The organism is Pedobacter africanus, from assembly GCF_040548825.1.
In the GTDB taxonomy this organism is placed as follows: Bacteria; Bacteroidota; Bacteroidia; order Sphingobacteriales; family Sphingobacteriaceae; genus Pedobacter; species Pedobacter africanus_A.
Genome location: NZ_JBEPSL010000001.1, coordinates 119,967 through 145,023, shown reverse-complemented (window position 1 = coordinate 145,023; position 25,057 = coordinate 119,967). Strand labels below are relative to the sequence as shown.

The 25,057-nt window shown below is 43.6% G+C and carries 19 protein-coding genes and 2 tRNA genes; 10 read left to right on the top strand and 11 right to left on the bottom strand.

The annotated features are described in order from the left end of the window. Window positions 1-224: 224 nt before the first annotated feature. Both ABIE26_RS00600 and ABIE26_RS00595 read right to left on the bottom strand, forming a co-directional pair. Window positions 225-296 (bottom strand) — tRNA-Arg (locus ABIE26_RS00600). Window positions 297-340: 44 nt separating this feature from the next. Then, window positions 341-856, bottom strand: coding sequence for a DUF2911 domain-containing protein (locus ABIE26_RS00595; protein WP_310141234.1), 516 nt, complete (start codon window positions 854-856; stop codon window positions 341-343). An 87-nt stretch (window positions 857-943) separates the two neighbouring features. On the opposite strand from ABIE26_RS00595, the gene ABIE26_RS00590 reads away from it, so the two are divergent. From ABIE26_RS00590 to ABIE26_RS00575, 4 genes are read left to right on the top strand one after another with little or no spacing between them, the layout of a single operon-like run. After that, window positions 944-1,915 (top strand): PAS domain S-box protein, encoded by a 972-nt coding sequence (locus ABIE26_RS00590; protein ID WP_310141236.1) that lies wholly within the window; start codon window positions 944-946, stop codon window positions 1,913-1,915. Window positions 1,916-1,918: 3 nt separating this feature from the next. Next, the gene (locus tag ABIE26_RS00585) at window positions 1,919-2,656 is read left to right on the top strand and encodes a glycoside hydrolase domain-containing protein (RefSeq protein ID WP_310141239.1); all 738 of its coding nucleotides are present in this window, start codon (window positions 1,919-1,921) and stop codon (window positions 2,654-2,656) included. Between the two features lie 30 nt (window positions 2,657-2,686). After that, window positions 2,687-5,008, top strand: a complete 2,322-nt coding sequence (locus tag ABIE26_RS00580; protein WP_310141242.1) for a patatin-like phospholipase family protein — start codon at window positions 2,687-2,689, stop codon at window positions 5,006-5,008. After that, window positions 5,005-5,535, top strand: coding sequence for a hypothetical protein (locus ABIE26_RS00575; RefSeq protein ID WP_310141246.1), 531 nt, complete (start codon window positions 5,005-5,007; stop codon window positions 5,533-5,535). The genes ABIE26_RS00580 and ABIE26_RS00575 overlap by 4 nt, the downstream gene beginning before the upstream one ends. Here the strand turns inward: ABIE26_RS00575 and ABIE26_RS00570 are convergent. Next, the gene (locus tag ABIE26_RS00570) at window positions 5,532-7,928 is read right to left on the bottom strand and encodes a BamA/TamA family outer membrane protein (protein WP_354374826.1); all 2,397 of its coding nucleotides are present in this window, start codon (window positions 7,926-7,928) and stop codon (window positions 5,532-5,534) included. The two genes, ABIE26_RS00575 and ABIE26_RS00570, sit on opposite strands and share 4 nt — an antisense overlap. On the opposite strand from ABIE26_RS00570, the gene ABIE26_RS00565 reads away from it, so the two are divergent. The 3 genes from ABIE26_RS00565 (at window position 7,913) to ABIE26_RS00555 (ending at window position 8,989) form a co-directional block, all read left to right on the top strand. Then, complete coding sequence (locus tag ABIE26_RS00565) at window positions 7,913-8,656, top strand: TrmH family RNA methyltransferase (RefSeq protein WP_310141250.1); 744 nt, start codon at window positions 7,913-7,915, stop codon at window positions 8,654-8,656. The two genes, ABIE26_RS00570 and ABIE26_RS00565, sit on opposite strands and share 16 nt — an antisense overlap. A gap of 54 nt (window positions 8,657-8,710) precedes the next feature. Continuing rightward, window positions 8,711-8,784 (top strand) — tRNA-Cys (locus ABIE26_RS00560). A 28-nt stretch (window positions 8,785-8,812) separates the two neighbouring features. Then, on the top strand, window positions 8,813-8,989 hold the full coding sequence (locus ABIE26_RS00555; protein WP_084240887.1) for a spore protein: 177 nt from the start codon (window positions 8,813-8,815) through the stop codon (window positions 8,987-8,989). Window positions 8,990-9,060: 71 nt separating this feature from the next. Here the strand turns inward: ABIE26_RS00555 and ABIE26_RS00550 are convergent, their stop codons facing one another. The 7 genes from ABIE26_RS00550 to ABIE26_RS00520 all read right to left on the bottom strand — a co-directional run bounded on the left by ABIE26_RS00550 (window position 9,061) and on the right by ABIE26_RS00520 (window position 18,827). Beyond that, window positions 9,061-10,218 (bottom strand): thioredoxin fold domain-containing protein, encoded by a 1,158-nt coding sequence (locus ABIE26_RS00550; RefSeq protein WP_310141252.1) that lies wholly within the window; start codon window positions 10,216-10,218, stop codon window positions 9,061-9,063. A gap of 12 nt (window positions 10,219-10,230) precedes the next feature. After that, on the bottom strand, window positions 10,231-10,998 hold the full coding sequence (locus tag ABIE26_RS00545) for a DUF4465 domain-containing protein (protein WP_310141254.1): 768 nt from the start codon (window positions 10,996-10,998) through the stop codon (window positions 10,231-10,233). Beyond that, window positions 10,999-12,429 carry a RagB/SusD family nutrient uptake outer membrane protein gene (locus ABIE26_RS00540; protein WP_310141257.1) on the bottom strand — a complete coding sequence of 477 codons (1,431 nt, stop codon included), beginning with the start codon at window positions 12,427-12,429 and terminating at the stop codon, window positions 10,999-11,001. Window positions 12,430-12,442: 13 nt separating this feature from the next. Next, window positions 12,443-15,853 carry a SusC/RagA family TonB-linked outer membrane protein gene (locus ABIE26_RS00535; RefSeq protein WP_310141260.1) on the bottom strand — a complete coding sequence of 1,137 codons (3,411 nt, stop codon included), beginning with the start codon at window positions 15,851-15,853 and terminating at the stop codon, window positions 12,443-12,445. Between the two features lie 79 nt (window positions 15,854-15,932). After that, on the bottom strand, window positions 15,933-17,108 hold the full coding sequence (locus tag ABIE26_RS00530) for a FecR family protein (protein ID WP_310141262.1): 1,176 nt from the start codon (window positions 17,106-17,108) through the stop codon (window positions 15,933-15,935). Window positions 17,109-17,161: 53 nt separating this feature from the next. Then, the gene (locus ABIE26_RS00525; protein ID WP_310141263.1) at window positions 17,162-17,716 is read right to left on the bottom strand and encodes an RNA polymerase sigma factor; all 555 of its coding nucleotides are present in this window, start codon (window positions 17,714-17,716) and stop codon (window positions 17,162-17,164) included. Between the two features lie 76 nt (window positions 17,717-17,792). Next, a complete protein-coding gene (locus ABIE26_RS00520; RefSeq protein ID WP_310141264.1) occupies window positions 17,793-18,827 on the bottom strand; it encodes a quinone-dependent dihydroorotate dehydrogenase in 1,035 nt (344 codons plus the stop codon). A 68-nt stretch (window positions 18,828-18,895) separates the two neighbouring features. Here ABIE26_RS00520 and ABIE26_RS00515 point away from each other — a divergent pair, with 68 nt between their 5' ends. Then, window positions 18,896-20,812 (top strand): ABC-F family ATP-binding cassette domain-containing protein, encoded by a 1,917-nt coding sequence (locus ABIE26_RS00515; protein WP_310141265.1) that lies wholly within the window; start codon window positions 18,896-18,898, stop codon window positions 20,810-20,812. Next, window positions 20,809-22,077 carry a DUF5103 domain-containing protein gene (locus tag ABIE26_RS00510; protein ID WP_310141266.1) on the top strand — a complete coding sequence of 423 codons (1,269 nt, stop codon included), beginning with the start codon at window positions 20,809-20,811 and terminating at the stop codon, window positions 22,075-22,077. Before ABIE26_RS00515 ends, ABIE26_RS00510 begins: the two co-directional genes overlap by 4 nt. Here the strand turns inward: ABIE26_RS00510 and ABIE26_RS00505 are convergent. Further along, a complete protein-coding gene (locus ABIE26_RS00505; RefSeq protein WP_310141269.1) occupies window positions 22,066-23,550 on the bottom strand; it encodes an alpha-amylase in 1,485 nt (494 codons plus the stop codon). The genes ABIE26_RS00510 and ABIE26_RS00505 overlap by 12 nt on opposite strands. 99 nt (window positions 23,551-23,649) lie before the next feature. Here ABIE26_RS00505 and ABIE26_RS00500 point away from each other — a divergent pair, with 99 nt between their 5' ends. Next, the gene (locus ABIE26_RS00500) at window positions 23,650-25,029 is read left to right on the top strand and encodes a phosphatase PAP2 family protein (protein ID WP_310141273.1); all 1,380 of its coding nucleotides are present in this window, start codon (window positions 23,650-23,652) and stop codon (window positions 25,027-25,029) included. The last annotated feature ends 28 nt before the right edge of the window (window positions 25,030-25,057 follow it).

Here is a 25,057-nt window from a genome sequence, read left to right as displayed (position 1 = left end):
AGATTCTAGTAGGTTTGAATGTCTTCGAACTTTTAAGTTGATTAGATTTAATCCCCATTTATTAGCTATTTTCATTAAATCGAAAGTTTTACTATACTAGAGATATATTATTTGGTTCGAATACCTTTTAGATCTCAAAACCTAGCAAAAATACAAGAAACTGAAAATCAATTATATACAAAAAAAAGAGGGAATCTCATTGCTGAAATCCCCTCTTTCTGAAGTGTTCCCGAAGGGATTCGAACCCCCATCTTTAGAACCGGAATCTAAAATTCTATCCATTGAACTACGGAAACAGGAGCGCAAATATATGGATTCATTTGATTAAATCCACATCATTTTATTTTACTGTGAAAGGAACCAGTACATCACCCCAGATCAGCGCAACTTTCCCGGATTTATCAACCGTAAAAGTCATTTTTTCTGTAAAGGATGCAGACTTACCTGGCTTAACCACTACCTTCAAAGCATCTTCAGCTTCGTTGTAATCGGTACCCGATTTCTGCCATTTTTTATTAAAAATAAGCGTCCATTCCTTTTCTCCAGGAATAGAATGCAATGCATATTTACCGGCAGCAAGGGCTTTGCCGTTTATTTTCACATCCTTACTTACTTCAAAAATAGTGGCCTCGTTAGCCCCTGTGCGCCAAACTTTTCCATAAGGGGCAATCTCTTTTCCAATTGTTCTTCCTTTCACTGAAGGCTGGCTGTAATCAATAGTAATGGTCGCTCCTGAACCCAGTGTTTCTTTTACAACGGCTGGCGGACTAGGTCTTTTACTCTTGTCCTGCTGAGCCGAAGCACCAAAGGTTGTAAACAATAACGCAACCCAGGTTAATACAATTAATTTCTTCATATCTGTTATTTTTTAATACCTAAGATAGGTATATTTGAATAAATTGAATACTATTGCGGCAAATTGATGCTCATATAATTTAAGATTATGTTTGATCAAAATGTATTCCTCATTAAAGGGACCGACTCATCCCCTGCTGACCACATCTGTGCGCAGCTTTTAAAAATTGGATACAACCAGGATCAGCTTTTTAGCATCATTGCATCTGACTACAAAAAAAAAGACACACCCAGATTTGAAGTCATCCTTCTGGTCTATAAAGACATGGAATGTCCGCCAGGCATTATCCAGAAACTCAATACCGACTTTCCGGACATACCCCTGATCCTGGTAGCCGATGTTGTGCCTGGAGATGAAGTACTGCCTGCCGGGATAGACGATTGGCTGCTGCAATCCTGGCTGGAACCCCTCCTGCTGAAAAAGACGTTGCTGCTGGCTATGGAAAGAAAGAAGAACAGCTACAATTATGCACGCATTTTCAGGGAAAACCCAAGCCCTATGTACATTTACCAGAAAGATACTTTTAGCTTCCTGGAAGTAAACATTGCAGCATTACGCCAATACGGCTACAGCAAAGCCGATTTCCTGCAAATGAATGCCAAAGATATCAGGCCTTCAAGCGAACTTGACGCTTTTCTTAAAATTAATGAAGAACTGCCTGCAAACTATGCAGATGCAGGCATCTGGCAGCACACCCGCAAAAATGCTGAAGTTTTCTATGTGCATGTATTTACACACGACATCCTGTTTGCCGGCAAAAGCTGTAAGCTGGTAATGGCCATAGACATTGACAACGAAGTTAAAGCGGAAAATGCCATTAAGAAAAAAGCGCTGGAAATAGAGATGCAGAACAAAAAACTTAAAGAGATTGCCTGGGTACAGGCACACCAGATCCGAGGGCCTGTATCTAATTTAATCGGACTGGTAGACCTCTTCAACGTCGATGAGCCAGATGATCCCGACAATCTGGAACTCCTGGCGAGGATAAAACATACCGCCATACAAATGGATGAGTCTATAAAGGAAATTGTTTACCTTACCCAAAAAATTGAATCTTAAAAAATGAAACAGATCATTGCCCTTTTTATGGTTTTGCTGCTGGGTAAAACCGTAGCTGCACAAAAACTTACAATTAATGATAAAACCATTTCCATCCCCGGAAAACAGGTAGTCCTGAATTCAGATGGTTTTCCGGCAATGATCCAGACCTCTCTGAAGCTGATCACCGAGCCTATCCATTTCCATTTGCCTGTAAGCTCAAATCACAAAGACCTTAAGCTAAAAAGCGAGCCCCTGAAATTTTCTGACCAGAAACCCGGGGAGATAAAATGGTCTGTAAAAAATGTTTCAGATAGCCTCACTATGCAGGTAAATGCAAGTTTAACTGCCAAAGGCCTGCTGTCTTATGCGGTTGAAGTTACTGCAGTCAATGATATCGACCTGGATAACATCCGGCTGCACCTGCCCATTACCCCCGAAGCTGCCGGCGCTATCAAAGGCCTGGGTTTAAAGGAACAAAAACGCCCGGATGTGGTCGATTGGAAATGGGCCTCTGCCCATAAAGGAGAGGACAAGGTATGGATTGGTGATGCGGCAGGCGGATTGCAATACCAGCTAAGCAGTAATGAAAGTAAAACCCTGCCTTCATCATGGTCAAATTCAGGTAAAGGCGGTATTCATATAGAACAAAAGGGCAAAGCCATACTGGCCGACAATTACAGCGGTGAGCATCACCTGAAAAAAGGGGACAAACTATCCTACAATTTTACCATGCTCATCACCAGTGCCGATGCAGAATAAATTCTGAACTAATTTCCCTATTTTTAGGGTGTGATCATTCGTAAGCAATTGTTTATCATCATCCTTGCTGTTCTGGCATTTCCGGGTTATGGCCAGAAGGTTGGGCTGGTATTGAGTGGCGGAGGGGCCAAAGGTATTGCACACATTGGCACATTAAAGGCGCTCGAAGAAAACAACATTCCGATAGATTACATTACCGGCACTTCTATGGGTGGCATTGTAGGTGCCTTGTACGCCGCAGGCTATTCGCCCACACAAATTGAAAAACTGGCATTAAGCCCCGAGTTTCAGGATTGGGTAAGCGGAAGGTTTAAAAGTGATTATTCCTTTTTCTTCCAGAAAAAGCCACTGAACCCTTCAATTATTACAGCAAAGCTCTCACTAGACACCAGTTTGCGCATGAGCTTCAGGTCCAACCTGGTGAATGACATCCCTTTGAATTTCGCTTTGCTCGAACTTTTTTCGCAGGCATCTGCTGCATCCAAAGACAATTTTGACAACCTGTTTGTACCCTACCGGTGTATGGTGTCCGACGTGTTGTCGCAAACCAGCATCACGGTAAAAAAAGGCAGCCTTGCCGAAGCAGTAAGGGCCACCATGACCGTTCCCCTGGTGTACCGGCCCATAAAACTGGACGAGAAGTATGTTTTTGATGGCGGGCTGTACAATAACTTCCCGGCCGATGTGATGAAAAAGGAATTTAACCCCGACCTGATGATCGGTGCCAATGTATCGTCAAAAACCTATAATGAATATCCTAAAAACCGTGATGAGCGGCTAATGAACCGGTTAATGGTTTTTATGTTCCTCTCAAAATCAGATTCTACCCTGATTGGTGAAAACGGCGTTTACATCCAGCCCGACCTGAAAGACTATAGCGTAACCAATTTTAACCCTGTGGAAGCCCTGATCAAACAAGGCTATGACGCTACAATGGCCAATATGGAGCAGATCAAAAAGAAAGTCAAAAGGCGCGTCAACATCAACGAACTCATGACCAGGCGAAAAGACTTTAACAGTAAAAAACCTGATCTTGTGTTCAGCAACGTAACAGTTACTGGTGTAAACAAACAGCAGAAAAAGTATATAGAACGTCTTTTTAAAAGCGATAAACCTACATTTAACCTGAACGACATTAAACAGGGCTACTATAAACTGGTTGCCGATGAAACCTTTGAAACCATTTACCCCAAAATAACCTACAATCCCATAGCAGACAGTTACAACTTTGACATACTGGCCCAGCCCCGCAAAAGCCTCAAGATTGATTTTGGAGGTAACATCTCTACCCGGCCCATCAGCAATGTTTTCCTGGGCATACAATACAATTACCTTAACAAAAAAGCCTATACTTTTGGCGTAAACCTCTATTCAGGCCGTTTTTACGAATCCCTGCAAATGAATGGCCGCATAGACTATCCTTCTGGCCTCCCCCTTTTTCTGGCTGCAGACGTAACCTATAATCACTTTAACTATTACAATACCAGCTCCATTTTTATTGAAAACCCGCATCCGACTTACATAGAGCAGTCCGACCGAAAAATAGAGCTCAAAATGGGTATGCCCCTAAACAGAAATGCTAAAATTACGCTGAGCAGCGCCTTTATCAACAACAACGACAGGTATAGCCCTAACAATACCTTTGCCATTGGCGATGTACTTGAAAAAACAATCCTCACCGGATCCTTATCTGCACTTTCCTTTGAGCAATATGCCTTTAACCGCAAGCAATATGCCAGCAGGGGCCGTAACTTCCTGCTCAGCTTCGGGTATTTTGCAGGCAGGGAAAGCTATACACCGGGTAATATCAATGGGTCAGGAAGTATGCTTGCTTCGAAAGTAAGTGTAAGCAAGCAGTTCAGGCAATGGGTAAAGATCAAGGCCAGCGATGAAAATTATTTCTTCCACCTGGGCAGGTATACACTGGGCTATCAGGCCGAAGCCGTATTCTCAAACATCCCGCTGTTTTCAAATTATTATTCAAGCCTGCTTGCCGCACCTGCATTTTATCCTTTGCAAGACAGCAGGTCGGTATTTCTGGAAAATTTCAGGGCCACATCTTACCTTGCCGGAGGCATTAAAAATGTTTACAACATCAAAAGAAATCTGGACCTAAGACTGGAAGGCTACGTATTTCTGCCATACCGGGAATTTGAGAAAGTAAACTTCCAGGAAGTGGCGCATAAAAAAGCTTTTACCAAATGGCATTATGCCGGTACTGCCGGATTGGTATACCATACCCCTTTAGGCCCGATTGGCCTGAGTTATAATTTATACGACAACCCGATAAAAAGAAACGGTGTTTTGTTACATTTGGGGTACTTAATTTACAATAAACGATCTACAGAATGAGACAACTTGGTTTAATGCTCCTGTTTTTGGCCATCAGCGCTATGGCTTTTGCGCAGAAATCAGACATCAATAATTTTATCGTCAAAGAAAACCTGTTAAAAAACAGTAAACTGGCCATTATTGCAGCCGATTCGTCAGACAACCCCATAGAAAATATTAACGGATTGTACACTTTTACAGTTAGTGGTTTTACACAGCCCTTAACATTTCACAGTGGCGTGGCTGTATTGCCGCTTCAACTGGAGCGCTCTGCATTTGTTTACATCAAACACCAAAACGATAAAGGCACGCACAGTAAGCTGCTGTATGTGTATAAAAATGAGCGGGGCCTGGATCCCTATGCCATTAACAGCATGTGGCTGGTCCTTTTTCCTGCACTGATCATTTTCCTGGCTTTCGCCTTCAGAAAATTTATCATAGTTGCTGTTATCATTATGATCGTCTTCATTTATTTCAACCACAGCAACGGTTTAAATCTGTCTACTTTTTTTGAAACGATATTTGACGGCTTAAAAAGCCTGTTCTAGAAAGGCATACCTATACCAAAATTGTATTGTACAAAGCGGTACCTATCGGGCGTATTGGCTGCATCGTAGGCACTTCTGAAGGCTTTTCCCCCGCCCAGAAACTTGCTGATGACCCATTGGTCTGATCCGGTAAACTGCGGGTCTTTCAGTTTTAGGCCTATATCAAACCTGAATACAAAGTACTGCACATCGTACCTGAAGCCTGTGCCTGTACCAAGAGCAATCTGGCTGCCCAGTTTTTTAAAGTCAAATCTGGTTTCTGAGGTACCGCTTGAGACGTTCCAGATGTTCCCGGCATCCAGAAATACAGCCCCTTTTAACTTGGCTCCGAAAAATTTGTTCAGCAATTTATACCGGTACTCAAAATTGGTCTCAATATGTAATTCTCCGGTTTGATCAAATCCAAAAAGCGCCTTCCTGATTTCCTCTGAAACCAGGCTTTCTCCTCTATTGTAATTTCCAGGGCCAAGCGTCCTTGCCTGCCAGGCCCGTACCCCACTCGATCCTCCGGCGTAAAACATCTTTTCAAATGGAATACCGGTTTCTTTGGAATTTCCATAAGCATAACCTATTCCTGTGTTTATCCTGGCTACAAATTGCCGGTCTCCGCCAAGCGATTTATACCAGCGCACATCAAACTCAGGCCGGACATATTGGTTAAACTGTACCCCAAATATCGTTCTGAAACCAGCTGTGTCTACCCTGGTTTTAAACAATCTTGAAAGACCCTGCATTAAATTACCGGCAAGGTCTAGATCGCCTCTGAAATATAGAAAACTTGAATTTGTAAGCAGTTTTTCGGCATTCAATGAAAAGGTATATTTAACGCCAAAGGTTACATTTTTTCTATCGAGCAAAAGCAGGTTTACGATATTATTGTTATTTGCAAATGCTCCATTTGAACTCAGAGAATCCAGCAGTACATTACCAAACCTATACTCAAAATTCAGAGGGGTTACGGTATGAATCTTTGATTTTGACTCCCTGAATTCATACGCCACAGATGTAAGGATTACCTTACGCGTAAAAGCATTTTTCTGCAAACCATAAACGTAGCTTGATGAAAATATCGTACGTGGCATCCCTCCCCTTCTGCTGGGCCGGGCACTGATAAAAGGCAGCATCAAACGCGGAACGGTTAAATTGGCGCTTACAGAAAAATCACGCTGATAAATGTCCTTAAAAACAGATGTACCCTGTCCCAGTCTGGATTGCAATCCGCCTTTTATCTGGAATTCAAATTTCTCGGTCCCCCTGAAAAGGTTATTGTTGGTATAGGTATTACTTAAGGTAAAACCTACCGTACCTGCATTAAAAGGAATTTCCCCCTCTATCCTGTTGCTCATGATCTTCTGAGGAATCAGTTGAATCACAGGGTTTACCACCAGAGAACTGTCTTTCGGCCGGTTATATTCTATTTTAACATTTTTAAATACGCTCAGCTCATACATGCGGTCGTAGGTCAGACTTTCGTTCCTGATGTCATACCGCTCACCTTCCTGTAAAAAATTATACCGGGAAATCGGGTTCCTCCTGAACTTTTTAGACAGGTCTGTATACCTCACCCCTTTGTAGATCCTCTTATTGAGTTCCATTGAATCCGGGAAACCATCTGCATTTGGCGCAATCAAAATATTGGTTTCTCCAATATCGTACTGTGCATGCCGGGGTTTGTCTACAGGGTTGTCTATAATCAGCTTTACGTTCGCCTTGCTGTTGTTCAGGTTAGAATCTACCGTAAACTTGATGTATGGCCTCGAAAAATCAAAATAACCATTCTGCTTCATCACCTGGTAAATCTGGTCCCTTTCGTAAGCCAATGAATCATCATCATAACGTTTGCCCGCTTTCAAATGGCTGAACGCATCTTTATTGCCCAGATACAATTCTTTGATTTTCTGGTCAGGGATATCATACTCTACTTTATTTACCGAAAAAGGTGTTCCCGGGTTCGCTTTAAAAGAAACCGCAGCCCGCTTGTCCTTCACCGTAATACCAGATTTAACCTTTGCATTAAAATATCCCTTGCTCATCAGGTACTTCTCTATCTGATTGCGTGAAATTTCTACCAGCGCACTGTCTAAAATTGGCGGCGGGGTACCCAAAGGCTTAATATTGCTGGTTTTATACTTCCCGTCTTTGGTATTGAACATATTATAGATCAATACGTTGATCCCGATTTTTGAGGAAGGCCTGATGTCTTTCTGTATATAATTCAGCGCCTCCTCTTCAAATTCCTTCGGAACGCTGTCTATCTCTACCTTTTTTACGATAGACTGGTAGTCGGCAATGTACTTTGTTGATGAACATGCTGTAACAAAAACAATAATAAATAGTAATATTGCAGGAAACAGAACATTCTTTTTATAATCGTGGTATGCTTTCAAAATCACAGATAAATTTTATAAAATCGTTACATCAAAAAAAGTACCGCAAAGAAAACGGAATATTTATTATTGAAGGTATAAAATCTATCGTAGAATTTATACAATCCAACTACCAGGTACACAGCATTTACTACCTGAAACAATACCAGTCTTTACTTCCAGCTTTACCGGCAAATATAAAGTTATTTGAAGTAAACAACGCTGAACTGGATAAGATTAGTACACTGCAAACCCCACAGGGTGTACTGGCCCTGGTTAATATTCCTGAAAACCCCTTACTGGATACAGCGGCGCTTAAAAATGTGTTTTCTCTGGCACTCGATGGTGTGCAGGATCCCGGCAATATGGGCACCATTATCCGCACGGCAGACTGGTTTGGCTTTAAGCACATCATCTGTTCCAGCAATTGTGTCGAAGTTTACAACCCCAAGACCGTACAGGCCACCATGGGCTCCCTAAGCCGCGTAAATATTTATTATGAAGATTTGCCGGCTTTTTTAAAACATGTTGAACTCCCTGTATTTGGCGCAGTATTAAACGGTACCAGTATGTATAAAACCAAATGGGGCAAAGAAGGCCTGGTGATTTTGGGCAACGAAGGGCAGGGAATTACACCGGAAGTGATGAAATTAATCAGCCATCCGGTAACGATCCCGCGTATTGGGCAGGCTGAGTCTCTGAATGTTGCTATCTCGGCCGCAATATTATGTGCTGATATCGTCAGAAATTTTTAGAAATTAATTGCATAGTAACTTATTATTGCTATTTTTGCAGCCTGAATTTTAACAGGTCGAGTGGCCGAGTGGCTAGGCAGAGGTCTGCAAAACCTTGTACAGCGGTTCGAATCCGCTCTCGACCTCCAGATTTATTAATAAATAAAAAAAATTGACATGGCAGTTACCAGATTAAAAAGAAAAGACAGAAGAAATAAAACTTTCGCAAAATTAGATGTGAAATTCCTGAAACGCGCCACAAACGTTGAGTTGGGCAGCAGATCTAAACAATCTACCAAAGATCAATTGGCTAAAAACAATGCTGTTTTAGCTCAATTATCTGCAAAAGGATAACCTTCTTTTTAAGAAACAAAAAAAGCACCTTTATTTGATAAAGGTGCTTTTTTTATGCTTCCCGGACTGGTCTAATTCATATCGGTCCAGTTCAGCTTTTCCTTGTCAAAGTTCTTTTCCTTTTCCAGCAGACTGGCCCTTGAAGCCGCATAACGTTTTTTCTCTGCATCAGTACCCGCCGTATTCAGCAGCTCCTCACTCCACCTGATGGGATACTTCATCGCTTTTAAATCATCACAATACATCATGTACTGGGTAAGCATCATGTCCTTAAAGCTGGCACCCACTTTTCCTTTCAGGACATTAAAGGAATAAATATTGTCAACTTCCTGCCCAAGCTTGTTCCAGTCTTTATATTTATACTGTGCCGGTACAAAATAGCACAGCCATTCACTTGCCCTTGGGTAATCTGTTTTCCTCAGGTAATCCAGCAACACCCTGAACTTAGGGTCATCAATAGGTGGCTTATGTCCGTAAAGGTAAAAGATCGACTTTTCTGAATAAAGCTTGTTGATCTTACCATCTACTTTTTCCTTACCAAATAACTTATAGAACTCTTCCCGGTTGTCGAACATGTACATCATCTCCCGGCTGGCAATATCCTGATCGTACTTATAAAACACACTCCATACGCCCGGCTCCTTAATGCGTTCTACCGGGCCCTGCAGGTATTCTTTTACCACCCTGTTCATGGTCTCTGTTTCACTGGCGTTGAATAGTGTTTCCAGGTACTTCAATACAAACCCTGCATCGCGTGTTCCCTTATTGTAGCTGGCAGTAAGGGCTACAAAGTTATTGTTTACATCCAGCCCCTGCTTAAACCGCTGCATCAGTTGATTCCCTTCCATTTTTCCCGCCATCCGGTGCATTAAAACACCATTCTGATCCAGGATCAGCAATACAGGTTCACCAACTACACTGTAGAGTTTTCTCAGCCTGTCTTTCTCGGCCCCAACATTATAATCTACACTCACAAAACGTTCGTTAATAAAATCAGCCACGCTATCCAGTGTAAGTACTTCCTTTTTGATGTACATACAAGGCTTACAGGTAATCGATCCAAAATCAAGAAAGATCAGTTTTTTCTTTTCCTTGGCCATTTTTAACACCTCATTAAATGGCAGGTTCTCTTTCAGGTCTACCTTCCTGTTCTGGGCTTTCAAATGCTGAAACCCACCGGTAATCAGTACCAGTAAAGCACTGCTTAACAAAAATAATTTACGTAACATATGGTTCTTATTTTAATTTATATTCTCTTTAAACCTGATGCCATCCAGGCAGAAATAATTTGGCGTATTCATTACCCCAGCAGTTTTATCTGTTGATTCCAGGTTGAAAACAATCTTATCTACCTTACCCAGCGCGGCCAGCGAAACCGGCATCCAGTCGGTAATGGTTATTGTCCTTTTCAGGGCATCAGAACTCCTATCGGCCAGCAGAAAATCTACCACCCCCGTTTGGTTTCCATTTAAAAAACCCTTTATACTTACTTTCAGGTTGTCCTTTCTTGCGGCGGTCATCACCACAGTTCCCGGCGAAAAGGTATTCCCAACCGTGGCATTACCAGGTCCGTACATAATGGTCTGGTAAACCTGCGTAGTATTGGCCAGCAGTATTTTATCAATTTCTATAGGTCTGGATAGCGAAATAAAGGCTTTATCGCCTTTTGCGCGTACCACCAAAAAATTACCGCCTGCATTGGGCTGTGGTGTATATACGCTAAACCGCGTAGAATCTGCCTCTGCAGCAGTTTTAACAAAGCCCCTGTAATTTCTGCCGGAAATGGCAAAACCACTCCAGTCAGCGCCTTCGTGTTCCACATTAAAGGTTGCTATGGAACTGCTAAAACTTTCCGTCGGAATTTTATGCCCGAAACGGCTCACCTTCAAATCTTCAAACAATAGGTCTGTAGGAAGAAAGATGGTTTCATCGCTCAGTTTGGTTTCCTTCTTACAGGATGTGCCTGCAAGAAGTACCAGGATCATTATACCAAATAGTGTCTTCATCATTTAATAGTTTAGATTTTCATAGCCCGGATTCTGATCAATTAACTTGTTGAACTTCATTTCTGAAGTCGGGATGGGCCAGATAAATTTGTTCTGGTCCAACACCGTAGCTGCGCCCCTGAAATCCTGCAGCATGTAAGTGTCTCCTCCATTTTTTAACCTTAAAGACGACATCCAATCGGCCTCATTCTCCAGGTTCAGTTCGTTCAGTATCTCACTGAAAAGTATTTTTTCAAAGTCGGTTTTATTGCCCACAGATAAATTACCCAGCTCAGAGCGGTTCCTGACGTAATTGATAGGATCCATAGCCTGTGCAAAACTGGCTCCTGTTTTTTGCAGCAGTTCGGCCTTCATCAGGTAAAGCTCGGTAAGCCTCAGGTAATAAACCGTATACTTATCGTTATCGCCGCCAACCTGCCGGCCCAGTCGGCACAACTTTTTAGGGGCCCATTTGGTGGTATTGTTACCTGTTATGGGCGACTTTACATTGCCCCAGCCCTCCACATGGCGCGGATCGGCACCAATAATAGTATTTCCTTGTGTAGTCACAGTTACCGTAGCATAATTATACCCATAGGTATAATTATAGGCAGCAATAACGTCATCTGTTTTTTCCCTGTAGCGGCAAAACAGCAGTTCTTTTGAGTCCCAGCTGTTCTGGTACAACTGGCTCAGCGAAGGCTCTAAAATTACTCCAAGACCAGTGCTTTCCGTTATGACCTCATTTACCAGGATCAGTGCATCTGCATAATCATTGCCCCAGCCCCGGTTTAACAAGAGTTTTGCTTTTAAAGCCTTGGCCAGTTGCCTGGAAAACCTTTTGTTGTTGTAAAAATTTGGTGCATTGGCAATCGCGTAATCCAGGTCTGCTATAATCCTGGCGTAGCTGTCTTTTACACTTAAACGTGGCTGGTAAACATTCTCAAGGGTCGATAGTTTATCGCGGTATATAATTCCATATTTGGAATCCGGCTGATCAAACCACCTGGCAAAATACCATAGGGTATACAGATGGGCAAAAGCCCTTAAACCATGTGCTTCACCAATCAGTTCTGCCTTGGTTTGAGGCAATTTAAACTTATCGTCGGTCAACGGCTGTATTCCTTCAATAGCGGCATTGGCATTATTGATGGCCACATAAAAGGCTTTCCATAGGGCCTCATTATCACCCGTTGCGGTCATATTAAAATTATAGGCAGCAGTATTCATATTGATGATGCCCAGCATCGAACTAAAGCCACCCGTAAAACGGACAGTCCAGTCATTTGTGTTTACCCCGGCATAGGCACCATTCAGCAGGCTTTTTGCAGAGGCCTCATCTGTAACGGCCACTTCGGGTGTCAACAGGAACTCCGGATCCTGGGTAATGAACTTTTCACAGCTGCTCAAAGACAGTATTAAAACCCCCAGATATAAATATAATTTCGTTTTCATTTCCTTATCATTTTTATCGTAAAGAATACCTGATGCTCAGGTTGAATGTCCGGATAGACGGATAGGTACCAAAATCGGTCCCTGTACCGGTAGCCCCGCCCGAGAGTTTAAAATTACCTTCCGGGTCAATGCCGTTGTAATTGGTCAGGGTAAACAGGTTAGATGCCGATACCGCCAGGTCCAGTCCGCCTTTTATCTTACTTTGGATCCATTTGTCAGGGAACCTGTAACTGATCCTTACCTGTGAAAGCCTCAGGTAATCGGCTTTCGACAGCCAGAAGTCGGAAAAGTTATTGGAAGAACCTTCCCCGTATGCCATTCTTGGCCATTGCGAAAGCCTGTTGTTGGTAGACCAGCTATCCAGCACATATTCGGGGTAGTTGCGTAAAAATAAGCCGGTAACATACCAGTTGGCCGAGTTGGTGTACCAGTACCTTAAGGCCCCGGTACTGTAGGTAAAATTCATGTTCAGGCTCAACCCACCCTTTCTGAAATTCGCTGCAAAGCCGCCAAAATATTTAGGCTGAAAAGTCCCCAAGGGCACTTTATCGTCGTTGTTCACAATTCCATCGCCATTTGTATCGTCGAACTTCAGGTCGCCCGGCCTGATGTTGCTCTGCCCGTTCTGGTACCAGATTTTGGCCCCCGTAGTTGGGTTCTGACTGGACAGCAGGTTGTATTCTTCCATCGACTGGTAATACCTTCCGCTCCATTTATATCCGTACCACTGCCCCATTGGCTGCCCCTCCTGCATCCTTATTGCCAGGGCATTTCCACCGTACAGGTCTATAAACTTATCGACACCGTTTATTTGTGTCACTGTAGAGGTATTATGAGCGATGTTAAAATTAAAGCTCAGGTTCATATCCCGCTTCCTGAACACATTGTAGTCAATAAAGAACTCAATTCCTTTATTTCTGATGGTGGCTATATTTTGTTTCACGCTGATAAAGGCACTGCTGGATGGGATGTTCTTATTATAAATGATATCCCGCGTTTCTTTATCATATACACCAAATGAACCAGAGATCTTGTTTTTAAAGAACCCATAGTCCAGGGCTACTTCTTTGGTGAGCGTTTGCTCCCACCTCAGGTTGGCATTCCCCAGCTGGTTTGGTGCAAAACCGGGCTGCTCTTCAAACTGCGCACCGGCATAAGTGGTCCTCCAGTCATTATTTCCCAGCACCTGCGAACCGGAAATACCGTAAGAACCCCTCAGCTTTAACAGGTTAAAAACATCGGTATTGATGTGCTGCATAAAGCTTTCCCGGGTAATGATCCAGGCGAGTGCACCTGAAGGGAACAGCCCCCATCTTCTGTCCGGACCAAATCTGGACGAGCCATCGGCACGGAAAGTGAAAGTAGCCAGATAACGGTCCTTAAACTTATAATTGGCCCTGGTAAATGCAGAGACCAGGGCCGTTGAGGTACTGGAAGATGCAGGTTTCAAAGGTGTGGTTCCGCTGCTCAGGTTGGTCATGATATCCTGATCCGGAAAATTCTGTACGCCAACCGAAAAAGCTTTATAAGTACCTCTTTCCATAGAAAATCCTGCCAGAAAATCTATGTCGTGCACCTGGTTAAATAATTTGGCAAACCGGGCCGTATTTTCAAACACCCAGTTGTTAGATTCATTCTGGGAAATATTGGCCTGTCCCTTATGTGTCGAATTTGCCGTCCCCTCCCGCATAAACCTGTCGGTTACCGTTTGGTTATAATTGATGGATATGGCCGACCTCAGCGTCCATACTTTTGCCGGCGTAAACTGAAGAAAAGCAGATCCATTTACACCTTTCCGAACAGAAAGATCTCTATTCTTTAAAGCAGTAATTGGGTTTTCCTCATTATATCCCGGATCAAAGATTTTTCCATCTGCAGTATACATTGGAAAATCCGGCCTGAAATCCCAGATCTTGGCGATCATCCCGTCCTTATTGTCAATGTTTGAATTTGAACCGTTGAGCATCAAGCCCATGGTAAAGTTATCAGACACCTTGGAATCCAGATTAACCCTGCCGGAAAAGCCTCTTCTGCGACTCCCCTTGATGATACCTTCCTGTTGTGGTACGCCTACCGAAACGTAATAACTGGAAGCTTCCGAACCTCCCCTGAGCGAAACATCCAGCTTACGTTCTATTGCATCCCTGCTCAGCTCTTTCCACCAATTGGTTTGTCCGTCAAAAAAGGCGGTCGATAAAAAGGGTGCCGAATAATAGTCGACTTCTGCGCCGGCAACAATTTTACTTTCGTCCAGCAGGGTTAGGAGGGCTCCTGAAGTACCTTTTGTTCCGGTGGTAGCAAAGTAGTTTCTTGTTGCATCAGTTACTACCTGCTTAAATTCTTCAGTAGTCAATGTACGGAAACCATCCCGCTGTTTCTGGATACCATGGTTATAGGCTACATCTATCTGTGGCTTTTTAAATTTCTTTCCTGATTTGGTGGTAATAATGATTACGCCATTAGCAGCCCTTGAACCATAAATTGCTGTAGCAGAAGCATCTTTCAGGATATCTACAGATTCAATATCATTGATGTTGTAATCGTACAGTACCTGCCCAATATCAGTGCCGTTTACGTTGTATTGCGGCACCCCATCCACTACCCATAGGGGCTGGCTGTTGCCGGTAAGCGAGGTAGTTCCCCGGATCATGACAGAAACCCCTGCCCCAGGCGCACCATTGGCTACCATTACGTTCACTCCGGCGGCCTTACCTTGTATCATGGATGCAATATCTGCATGCGGCGGGGCTCCTTCCAGTTCCGCTTCGGTAACCCTGGTTACCGATCCGGTTAAATCTATGGCCTTACGCCTGCCGTAGCCTACATTAATTTCTACCTGCTGCAGGTCGGCGCTTGCGTTTTTTAAGGTTACATCCCCCATATTTGCTGCTACAGGCAGCTCCATGCTTTCATAACCAATATAGCTGATCAGCAATTTGCCCGTAAGGGGTACATTTACCAAACGGAATGCACCTGTACGGTCGGTCGTGGTTTTAGATTTGCTGTTCAGGTGCAAAACAGTGGCACCCGCCAGGGGTGTTTTATTTTCGTCAAGCACGCGGCCCTGAATGGAATTCTGCTGGTAGGCAGGTCCGGGTTTAATTACCACAATATTCTTATTGATGGTATAGGTTAATAAATTAACGGTTAAGGTTTTCTTTAAAACATCGTCAATTGTAGCATTGGTAACTGCAATATCAAAACGTTTGGAATTGTCGAGCACACCTTCTGCATAAAAGAAATCATAATTGTATTTATGATGAAGTTCTTTAAACAATTCACTAAGGTTAATGCCCCTTTTGTTCATGGTAATACCCTGGCTATGCGCATTTGCGGTGTTAAAAGCGATGGCCAGTCCGGTAATCATTAAAAAAACGATTACATTACGAACAGTCGTGCGGATAAAACGCTTACATAAAGTCATTGAATAATTTAGTTAGGTTTGTAATGGTTTAATTGGTTTCACGGCTGTGTAAATCTGATTTACACTCAATAAATAAGTATCATTCCCTGCTCAATATCACCTCCTTTCTGTCTTTATTAATGCTGTACCTTATTTTACCTGTACTGGCCAGCATATCCAGCACTGCTGATAAAGGTTGCGATCTGGAAACAATACCAGAGAAATAGAAACCTTTAAAATTGTGCTGATAAGTCACCTTAATGTCGTACCACCTTTCCAGCTGTTTTACAATGGCACTGATGTCCTCATTGTCAAACATAAAATCACCATTCTTCCAGCTGATTGCATTTTTTGCATCTATATCAGCAACGTGAAGCTGCTTTAACTGCTTATCGTATACCGCTTGTTGTCCGGGTAAAAGAATCGTCCGTTCATTCCCTCCTTTTGTTTTCGGAATGTCTATCCCTACTTTACCCGACAGCAGCGTAGTCTTGTTAAAATCATCGGCTGCATAATTAGAAAGGTTAAATGAAGTCCCTAAAACTTCTACCGTTTCTTCCTGCATTTTTACCCTGAATGGCCTTGCAGCATCATGGGCAACTTCAAAATAGGCCTCTCCGGAAAGCTCCACCTCCCTGTATTTCGATCCTTTGAAGCGCTCTGGAAATTTGAGCTCGGTAAAAGCATTCACCCATATGTGCGTACCATCATCCAACTTTATTTCATATTTCCCACCCTTTGGTACACTTAAGGTCACCTGCCGGGTTACCGCTCCCTGCTGCGGATCAATCAGCTCGCCATTCTGATAGGCTACTCCTTTATCATTGATCTGGATTCCGTTTTGTGCATCGTTTAGTGCAATCGTTTTATCGCCTGAAAATTTCAGGACGGCCTTGTTCCGGCCAGGTTGAATGTCATTAACCTGTGCCATTTTTTGTCCGCCCCACCAGTCATTCCTTTCGGCAATAAAAAGCAGTCCGGTGGCAATAACCAACAACAGGGAGGCAGCAATTGCAGTATACCGCACAACAGACCTTCTTCTGAACTTGCGGTTCAGCCGCTCAAAAGCAGCGTCAGAATCAAATGCATTCCACTGCGCTACATCTGCCCTGCTTTTCTCTTCATCAAAAAAATCGTTCAGGATCCGGGCATTTGCCGGAGAAGACCGCGCCCATGATTTTAATTCCTGGTACTCCTCACGCGTGATCGACAATTGATGTAATTGCTCAAATAAGTAAATGATCCGGCTTAAACCGGCCTCCGAATTTTGCTCCATTGGTGGTGTCTGTTTCTCTTAAGACACCGCGGCAAAAAATAAGTACTTAGATTTTAGACAAAATTGATAAGAAAAGTTATAAAAGTATAAAATGCGGAGTCCCTGGAGAAGCGCTTGCGTATACTTTTCAATCCCATATGCTTATAATTCTTTACGGTTTGCAAAGAAAGGTCGAGCCTTGCAGCAATCTCATCGTTAGACAGTTCTTCAAAATAACTCAGCTTTATAATGTCAGCCTGTATTTTGGGCAAAAAGGTAAGCTCTCTGCTTAAAATGGCGGTCAGCTCCGCTCTCAGCATGTTGTTCAGGTAGGGCTGTTCATCGGGGTCAATTTGCGACTGGTAGAAGTCTTCTCTATTGATCTGCCGGGTTTTTGAGCGAATGGAATTCAGGCAGGTATGGTAAACCGAGCGGTACAGGTATGCCCTTAAAACTTCCTGGCTCTCAAAATTCACTTTTACTTCCAGCATCTTTAAAAAAACGGACTGTACCGCTTCCTCAGCATCTTCTTTTGATTTCAAATACTTCAGGGCAAAAAGGCATAATGATTTATGGTACTTGAGAAATATTACTTTGAAAGTTTCCTGATTTGAAATAATAATCTGCATTTCATGCTCAAATTAAGTAATATTTCCCCTGCGCCAGGGTATTCACATCAAGCCATACCCGGCTGTAATTAATGCATCAATGTTTTACCAGCTCTTTACAAATTCGCTTTACAATGGCCGGACCCTCATAAATAAAACCGGTATACAACTGCACCAGAGAAGCACCAGCTTCCAGCTTTTCTTTTGCATCCTGCGGGGAGTGGATCCCACCTACCCCAATGATAGGGAATGCCTTTCCCGATTTCTCCGACAAGTACCTGATGACTTCCGTAGATCGTACCGTTAAGGGTTTACCGCTTAAACCACCGGTTTCACTGGCTATTTTTTCGGGAGTGTACAGACCGTTCCTGTCTATCGTCGTATTCGTTGCAATCACACCAGCTATTCCTGTCTGCATTACAATCTCCACAATATCGTCCAGCTGTTCATTGGTCAGATCGGGTGCAATCTTCAATAAGATAGGTCTGGAAATTCCGTTTTTGCTGTTCCGCTGCTGAAGTGTGTTCAGCAAATTCATCAGTGGTTCCTTTTCCTGCAGTTCTCTCAGTCCTGGGGTATTGGGCGAACTTACGTTGACCACAAAATAATCTACCACATCAAAAAGGCGGTCGAAACACTTGATGTAATCGTTTACTGCATCTTCATTTGGGGTACTTTTATTCTTGCCAATGTTCCCGCCAACTACAATATCTTTATGTTTATCCCGCAGTAACCTCAGCCTTTCAGCCAGTGTATCTACCCCCTTATTGTTAAAACCCATTCTGTTGATCAGCGCACTGTCCTCTTCCAGCCGGAACATCCTCGGCTTCTCATTACCTGGCTGAGGTAAAGGAGTTACTGTCCCAACCTCTATAAAACCAAAGCCCAGATCGCTCAGTGCCTCAATATATTCGCCATTTTTATCAAAGCCTGCTGCCAGTCCCACCGGATTTTTAAACCGGATACCAAAGACCTCCCGTTCCAGTCCTTTAATATTCACATCAAAACTGCTGCGCAAAATTGTCTTACCCAACGGAAAATGGTCATGAAACCATTTTAATCGTTTTACAACAAAATAGTGAACCTTCTCGGGGTCGAACTGGAAAAATATAGGTTTGATGAGCTGATACATGCAGCGAAGATAAGGAACGTTTTTAAATTCCGTCAAATTTCAGGGCAAAGTTGTATTTTTGCAGCCAAATGATTTCAATAAACGACTTAACATTCCTGCTGGGCTCTAGGGCATTATACGACGAGGCAAACTGGCACATTAAACCGGGAGAGAGAATTGGGCTGATAGGTGCCAATGGAACAGGAAAATCTACACTACTAAAAATAATCGTTGGAGAATATGCACCTTCTTCGGGTTCGATCTCTATGTCGAAAGACTTAAAAATCGGATACCTGAACCAGGATTTACTTTCCTACGATTCCCACCATAGTATCCTGCATGTAGCAATGGAAGCTTTTGAGCGGCAGAACCAATTGCACGATGAAATAGAAGAGCTATTAAAGAAAATTGAAACCGATTATTCTGAAGAAGTTTTAAATAAACTGAGCGATAAACAACAGGAGTTTGAAGCGCTGGACGGATACAATATTGAATACAGGGCCAATGAGATCCTGGCCGGTCTGGGTTTCAGTACGCAGGATCAACACCGACCCCTGAATACCTTTTCAGGAGGATGGCGCATGCGTGTGATGCTGGCAAAAATCCTTTTACAGACACCAGACATCCTGCTGCTGGATGAGCCGACCAACCACATGGACTTACCCTCCATCAAATGGCTGGAAACCTACCTTTTAGGGTTTGAAGGCGCAATCGTCATCGTATCGCACGACAGGTACTTTTTAGATAAAGTGGTCAACAAAATCGTAGAATCGCGCAAAGGAAAACTGACTCCCTATGCAGGTAATTATACTTTCTACCTGGAAGAAAAAGCACTAAGAGGCGAAATTCAAAAGGGAGAATTCAAAAACCAGCAGGCCAAAATCAAACAGGAAGAACGTCTGATAGAACGCTTCAGAGCCAAGGCCTCTAAGGCTAAAATGGCGCAATCGCGGATGAAGGCCCTGGATAAACTTGAGCGCGTGGAAGATGTAGACGATGATAACCCAACTGTTAATTTTCAATTCAAATTTTCCAAACCTTCGGGCCGCCATGTGATCCGTATTGAAGGCGCCACAAAAAGCTATCCCAATGTCGAAATCCTGGAAAATGCAGAAGGTGTAATTGAAAAGGGGGATAAAATAGCCCTGATCGGTGCAAATGGTAAAGGTAAATCAACCTTACTCCGGATCATTGCCGGTACAGAGAAATTTACAGGCAAATGCGAAACCGGCCACAATGTAACCACCACCTTTTTTGCGCAGCACCAGCTGGAATCCCTGCACCTCGATAATACCATTTTAGAGGAGCTGCAGGCCTTTGCCCCTAAACATACCGACACTGAGCTGCGCGGTATCCTGGGCTGCTTCCTGTTTACGGGCGACGATGTTTTCAAAAAGATCAGAGTGCTTTCAGGAGGAGAAAAATCCAGGGTTGCGCTGGCCAAATCACTTACCACAGACTCTAACTTCCTCATTCTGGATGAGCCTACCAACCACCTGGACATCCAGTCGGTAAATATCCTTATCCAGGCACTACAGCAGTACGAGGGAACTTTCATTGCAGTATCTCACGACAGGTATTTCCTTGACAATGTGGCCAACAAAATCTGGTTTATTGAAGAAAAGGACATTAAAGAATACCCTGGCACCTATGCAGAGTACGAAGAATGGAATGCCAAAAGGCCGCAGCCCGCAGCTACTCCTATCCCTGTAAAACAGGAAAAAGAGGTTAAACCAAAGGCAGAAGAAAAACCGGCCGGTACAAATCCGCAGCAGCAACTAAAAAAGCTGAATGAGCAGCTGCGAAAAACCGAGGAAGAAATTGCAGCTTTTGAACAAAGTGTAAAAAACATCGAGGCAAAACTGGCCGATGAAGAAGTCTATTCCAGTTCCGGCAAATTGGCCGAAGCCAATAAGGAGTATACCACAGCTAAATTCCTGCTAGACACTGCTCAAAATACCTGGGAAGAATTGGCTTCACAGATCATGGAACTGGAAAGCAAATGATAAAACAGATCGGATTGTTCTTTTTGCTCTTGTGCAGCACCCAGATTGTCCCGGCCCAAAACCGGCAATTTGTATATGAAAATAGGGTTTATCTGCCGCAGATTAAAACCGTGCAGTGTTACAACACTAAAAAAGAACAATCCATCCCTGTAATTACCTTAAAATCAAACGAACAGCTCCTGTTTTCATTTGATGACCTTAACGGTGGCAGCAAAATTTACTGGTATACCATAGAACATTGTACGTCTGACTGGAAATCTTCGCGGTTATCGCCTATAGATTACCTGGAAGGGATCAATGACGACAGGATCAACGATTATAAATATTCGTTCAATACCATTCAAAAGTATACCCACTACGAACTCAGCCTGCCCAACAGCCAGATCAGGCCCAAAATATCGGGCAATTACCTGCTTAAAGTTTATGAAGATGGAAATCAGCAAAAACCCGTCATATCGCAAAGGTTTTATGTGGTAGAAAATCTGGTTGATATAGGTGTAGAAATTACGGCCAGCACCCAGGTGCCCCTGCGGTTCAGCAACCAGAAAGTTAATTTTACCATTTTTCATAAAACACCGATCCAGAATCCTTATACCGACCTGAAAGCGGTTGTGATGCAAAACTTTATTCCCCAAACGGCCATACTGAATACCAAACCTACTTTTATCAGGCCGGGATCGCTGGTATATAACGAACTTACGGCAAACGACTTCCCCGCCGGAAATGAGTTCAGGAAATTCGACATCCGCAGTCTGCGCTATAAGGCCGAAAATGTTCAGGACATTGTTAGGGACTCTGTTATTGATGTCGTACTTTTTCAGGATGTGAATGGCAATAAACCTAAATACACCAACCTGGTTGATGAGAATGGCAATTTCTTTATCCGCAACCAGGAAGGACGGGACAACAATACAGATGGCGATTACGCCCATGTCTTTTTTACCCTGAATGCTAGCCCAGCCACTTCAAATGGCGAAGCCTATGTGGTAGGACGTTTCAACAATTATACCCTTGATGCAAATAGCAAAATGACTTATGAACCCGCAAAGCGCAGATTTTACGGCAACATTTTACTTAAACAGGGTTTATACGATTATAAATACATTTGGGTAGATAAAGCAACAGGCAAAACAGACCAGGCCATTTTTGAAGGGTCTTATTTTGAAACAGCCAATACTTACCAGGTATTTGCTTATTACCGCAAACCCGGTGCCCGCTGGGAAGAACTGATCGGTTACAGCAACGTTAATACACTACGCAGATAATACCCAAACAGAAACACTTCCTGGCTTACAATAAAATTCAGCCCAGCCTGTTTCGTCTATCAACACCCTATCTGCGCATAGCTCCAAGGCATCTGTCATCATCTTTCCGGCATGTACCAGGCCCATCTCCATACGTTTAACACCAGCCACTCCGTTGCTCATCAGCACCGCTACACCCGAATGCTCTTTTTCTGCCACCCCTTCTCTTGTCCAGCCTATACAATTCGGATGGTCAATGTAGTCGCGCTGTAGCCCATAAGCCAGATCCCCGCGTATCCGCAGCAATTTAGGAAGTAACTGCAATGCCACCAGCTCTACCCCTGTTTCATAACCTTCATCGGTCTTATCCACATACTTTGCCCCGTACAGATCCGTGTAAAACACACAGGGTATTCCCTGCTCCCTCAAAAGGATCAGCGCATAAGCCAGCGGGCGAAACCAAAATTCTACGTAAGACTCCAGTGCCTGCAAAGGCTGCGAATCATGATTATCTACAAAAGTTACCGCAAATAAAGGATGGGACTGAACCAGGGTTTGCTCAAAAACCGTACGCAGGTCATAATTCTGCGTAATTGAGGCCAGGTACAAATTCTGGTGCAATCTGGTATCAAACAACTGCATTTTCCCTTTTGTAATGTCAAGGTATTGTGTAAGTGCCTCAACTTCGGTTATGTTCCAGTTTTCGGCTACCACAAAAAAGTCCTTTCCGAAGGTGTGGTTCATATGGTCAAGCCATTCCATTAAAAATGCGGTAGAAATATGTTTCACGGCATCTAGCCGGAAGCCGTTCATCCCAAAATTATTAAAATACCATTCTCCCCAGTACTTCAGTTCGGCCCTTACAGCGGGGTTCCTGAATTCAATGTCATTGAACATCAGGTAATCGTAATTGCCAAGTTCGGTTGAAGGGACCTCTTCCCAGCCTTCCCCGTACTGGTTCTGGATAGAATATATCCCTGTTTTTTTCAGATCAGCAGCCCAGTCAACCCCGCTAAAACAGTTTTTGTCCCATATAAAATCCGAATATTTACCTTCGCGCGCTTTAAAGGTAAACCTGGTCCAGGCCTCTATTTCAAATGCCTCTGAAGTGAATTTTAACCTGTTCTGCGGGTCTACGGTCCTAACGCTTACCTTTTCCAGTTCATCACCTCCGGCCTTATGGTTAAATACAACATCCGCAATTACCGCAATGCCCCTGGCCTGAAAACTTTTAATGGCTTCCCTGTACTGCACATGGTTACCATATTTTGTGGCCACTGTACCTTTCTGATCAAATTCCCCCAGGTCAAAAAGATCATAGGGATCGTATCCAACCGACTCTGCTCCCGATTCGGCTTTATAAGCCGGTGGCAGCCAAACCGCTGTAATGCCCATTTCTGCTAAAGATTCCGCTTCCCTGATGGCTTTATCCCATAATTTTTCATCCCCATTATAATACCAGTGAAAATACTGTAACAGTGTTTCATTATTCATGTCTAAAAGTAACACAAGAAACCATGATTTGTTTAATTGCAGAATTGAATATTCTCTCCACATATGTGGAAACAAAAGGGCAAATCAATAAATTAGGACATGCATTTAAATTACAGAACCTGCTATGCTCTTCTGCTGGCCCTTTCCTTAACTATTACTGCTCATGCGCAACATGCCGACACTACACTACAAAAACCCATAAGTCGCTTTTTAAAATGTGATGCAGTACAAAAAACTGCCGTTCCTGCCATTTTACTCGGGGCCACCGCACTTACCTGGCCGCATAAGGAAGAGATCAGGGAACTCCGCAACCGTTACATCCCCACCTTCCGGTACCGTTATGATGATTACCTGCAATATGCCCCCGCAGCTACGGTTTTGCTGCTCAATGCAGCCCATGTAAAGGGCAGGCACAGCCCAAAACGGGCAGTAGTATCTTACGCTTTTTCAATGGGCATTATGGGGGTCCTGGTCAATAGTATCAAAAGAACTGCGGGCGTACAAAGACCAGATGCAACTTCAAGAAATTCCTTTCCATCCGGCCATACCGCCATGGCATTCACCAACGCAACTTTTCTTCATAAAGAGTATGGCGAATACCGGCACCCCCTATACAGCGTTATGGGGTATACCTCGGCTACAGCAACCGCATTGGGCCGTGGCTTAAACAACCGGCACTGGTTTCCCGACGTATTGGCAGGCGCAGCCATCGGCATCGCCTCCACAGAACTGGGTTATTACATCACCGACCAGATTTTTAAGAACCGGGGCATGAATGCGCCGCTTCGGAACAACCCGGTTCCCATTAACAACAAGCCCAGCTTCCTGGAAATGCACCTGGGCTATGCCATCAGCACCAGTAACGACCTTTCCCTGGCAAATTCAGAAGATCTGTACGTAAAAAGAGGTTTTAACCTGGGGATTGAGGGTGCCTGGTTCATCAACCGGAATTTTGGTATCGGGGGCGAGTTTGCATTCAGCAGTTTTCCGGTAAGTTCCGAAAAGGTAATACTGGACGATGACCTTAAAACCATCAGCGAGGACCTCTACACACAGCCAATAGGCATCAGGTATTTCAATATAGGGCCTTATTTTAGTTATCCTTTACCCAACAACTGGTTCATCACGGCCAAGTTAAACACCGGTGTTTCCTATGGCAGTTCCGGCAACGTGATCCTGAAACTGAACCCTGCCGCAGAAAAAGAATACGGCAGGCCTGAATTACCTATCATGCAGTATAAACCCAAAAGGGCGCCTAGCTGGACTGCTGGTATTGGCATACAAAAAAGGATAGCCAGAAATGTAGCCATCAAGGCCTATACCACCTATCTTAACTCCAGACACGGCTTTGAGATCCTGGGATTGAATGAAACAGATGAGAACGGCAATCCGATTTACGACCCCATCCCCGGCGGCCTGTCCAGGTTAAAGTTCAACCACCTCAGCTTCGGCCTTGGCCTTACCGCCTTCATCTGGTAAAGCCTGTAATCGTTTTAACAAGGTATGT

Coding starts and splice junctions, on each gene's coding strand:
- ABIE26_RS00595 (WP_310141234.1), bottom strand. CDS start 856: ATGAAGAAATTAATTGTATTAACCTGGGTTGCGTTATTGTTTACAACC.
- ABIE26_RS00590 (WP_310141236.1), top strand. CDS start 944: ATGTTTGATCAAAATGTATTCCTCATTAAAGGGACCGACTCATCCCCT.
- ABIE26_RS00585 (WP_310141239.1), top strand. CDS start 1,919: ATGAAACAGATCATTGCCCTTTTTATGGTTTTGCTGCTGGGTAAAACC.
- ABIE26_RS00575 (WP_310141246.1), top strand. CDS start 5,005: ATGAGACAACTTGGTTTAATGCTCCTGTTTTTGGCCATCAGCGCTATG.
- ABIE26_RS00565 (WP_310141250.1), top strand. CDS start 7,913: ATGCTTTCAAAATCACAGATAAATTTTATAAAATCGTTACATCAAAAA.
- ABIE26_RS00555 (WP_084240887.1), top strand. CDS start 8,813: ATGGCAGTTACCAGATTAAAAAGAAAAGACAGAAGAAATAAAACTTTC.
- ABIE26_RS00550 (WP_310141252.1), bottom strand. CDS start 10,218: ATGTTACGTAAATTATTTTTGTTAAGCAGTGCTTTACTGGTACTGATT.
- ABIE26_RS00545 (WP_310141254.1), bottom strand. CDS start 10,998: ATGATGAAGACACTATTTGGTATAATGATCCTGGTACTTCTTGCAGGC.
- ABIE26_RS00540 (WP_310141257.1), bottom strand. CDS start 12,429: ATGAAAACGAAATTATATTTATATCTGGGGGTTTTAATACTGTCTTTG.
- ABIE26_RS00535 (WP_310141260.1), bottom strand. CDS start 15,853: ATGACTTTATGTAAGCGTTTTATCCGCACGACTGTTCGTAATGTAATC.
- ABIE26_RS00530 (WP_310141262.1), bottom strand. CDS start 17,108: ATGGAGCAAAATTCGGAGGCCGGTTTAAGCCGGATCATTTACTTATTT.
- ABIE26_RS00525 (WP_310141263.1), bottom strand. CDS start 17,716: ATGCAGATTATTATTTCAAATCAGGAAACTTTCAAAGTAATATTTCTC.
- ABIE26_RS00520 (WP_310141264.1), bottom strand. CDS start 18,827: ATGTATCAGCTCATCAAACCTATATTTTTCCAGTTCGACCCCGAGAAG.
- ABIE26_RS00515 (WP_310141265.1), top strand. CDS start 18,896: ATGATTTCAATAAACGACTTAACATTCCTGCTGGGCTCTAGGGCATTA.
- ABIE26_RS00510 (WP_310141266.1), top strand. CDS start 20,809: ATGATAAAACAGATCGGATTGTTCTTTTTGCTCTTGTGCAGCACCCAG.
- ABIE26_RS00505 (WP_310141269.1), bottom strand. CDS start 23,550: ATGAATAATGAAACACTGTTACAGTATTTTCACTGGTATTATAATGGG.
- ABIE26_RS00500 (WP_310141273.1), top strand. CDS start 23,650: ATGCATTTAAATTACAGAACCTGCTATGCTCTTCTGCTGGCCCTTTCC.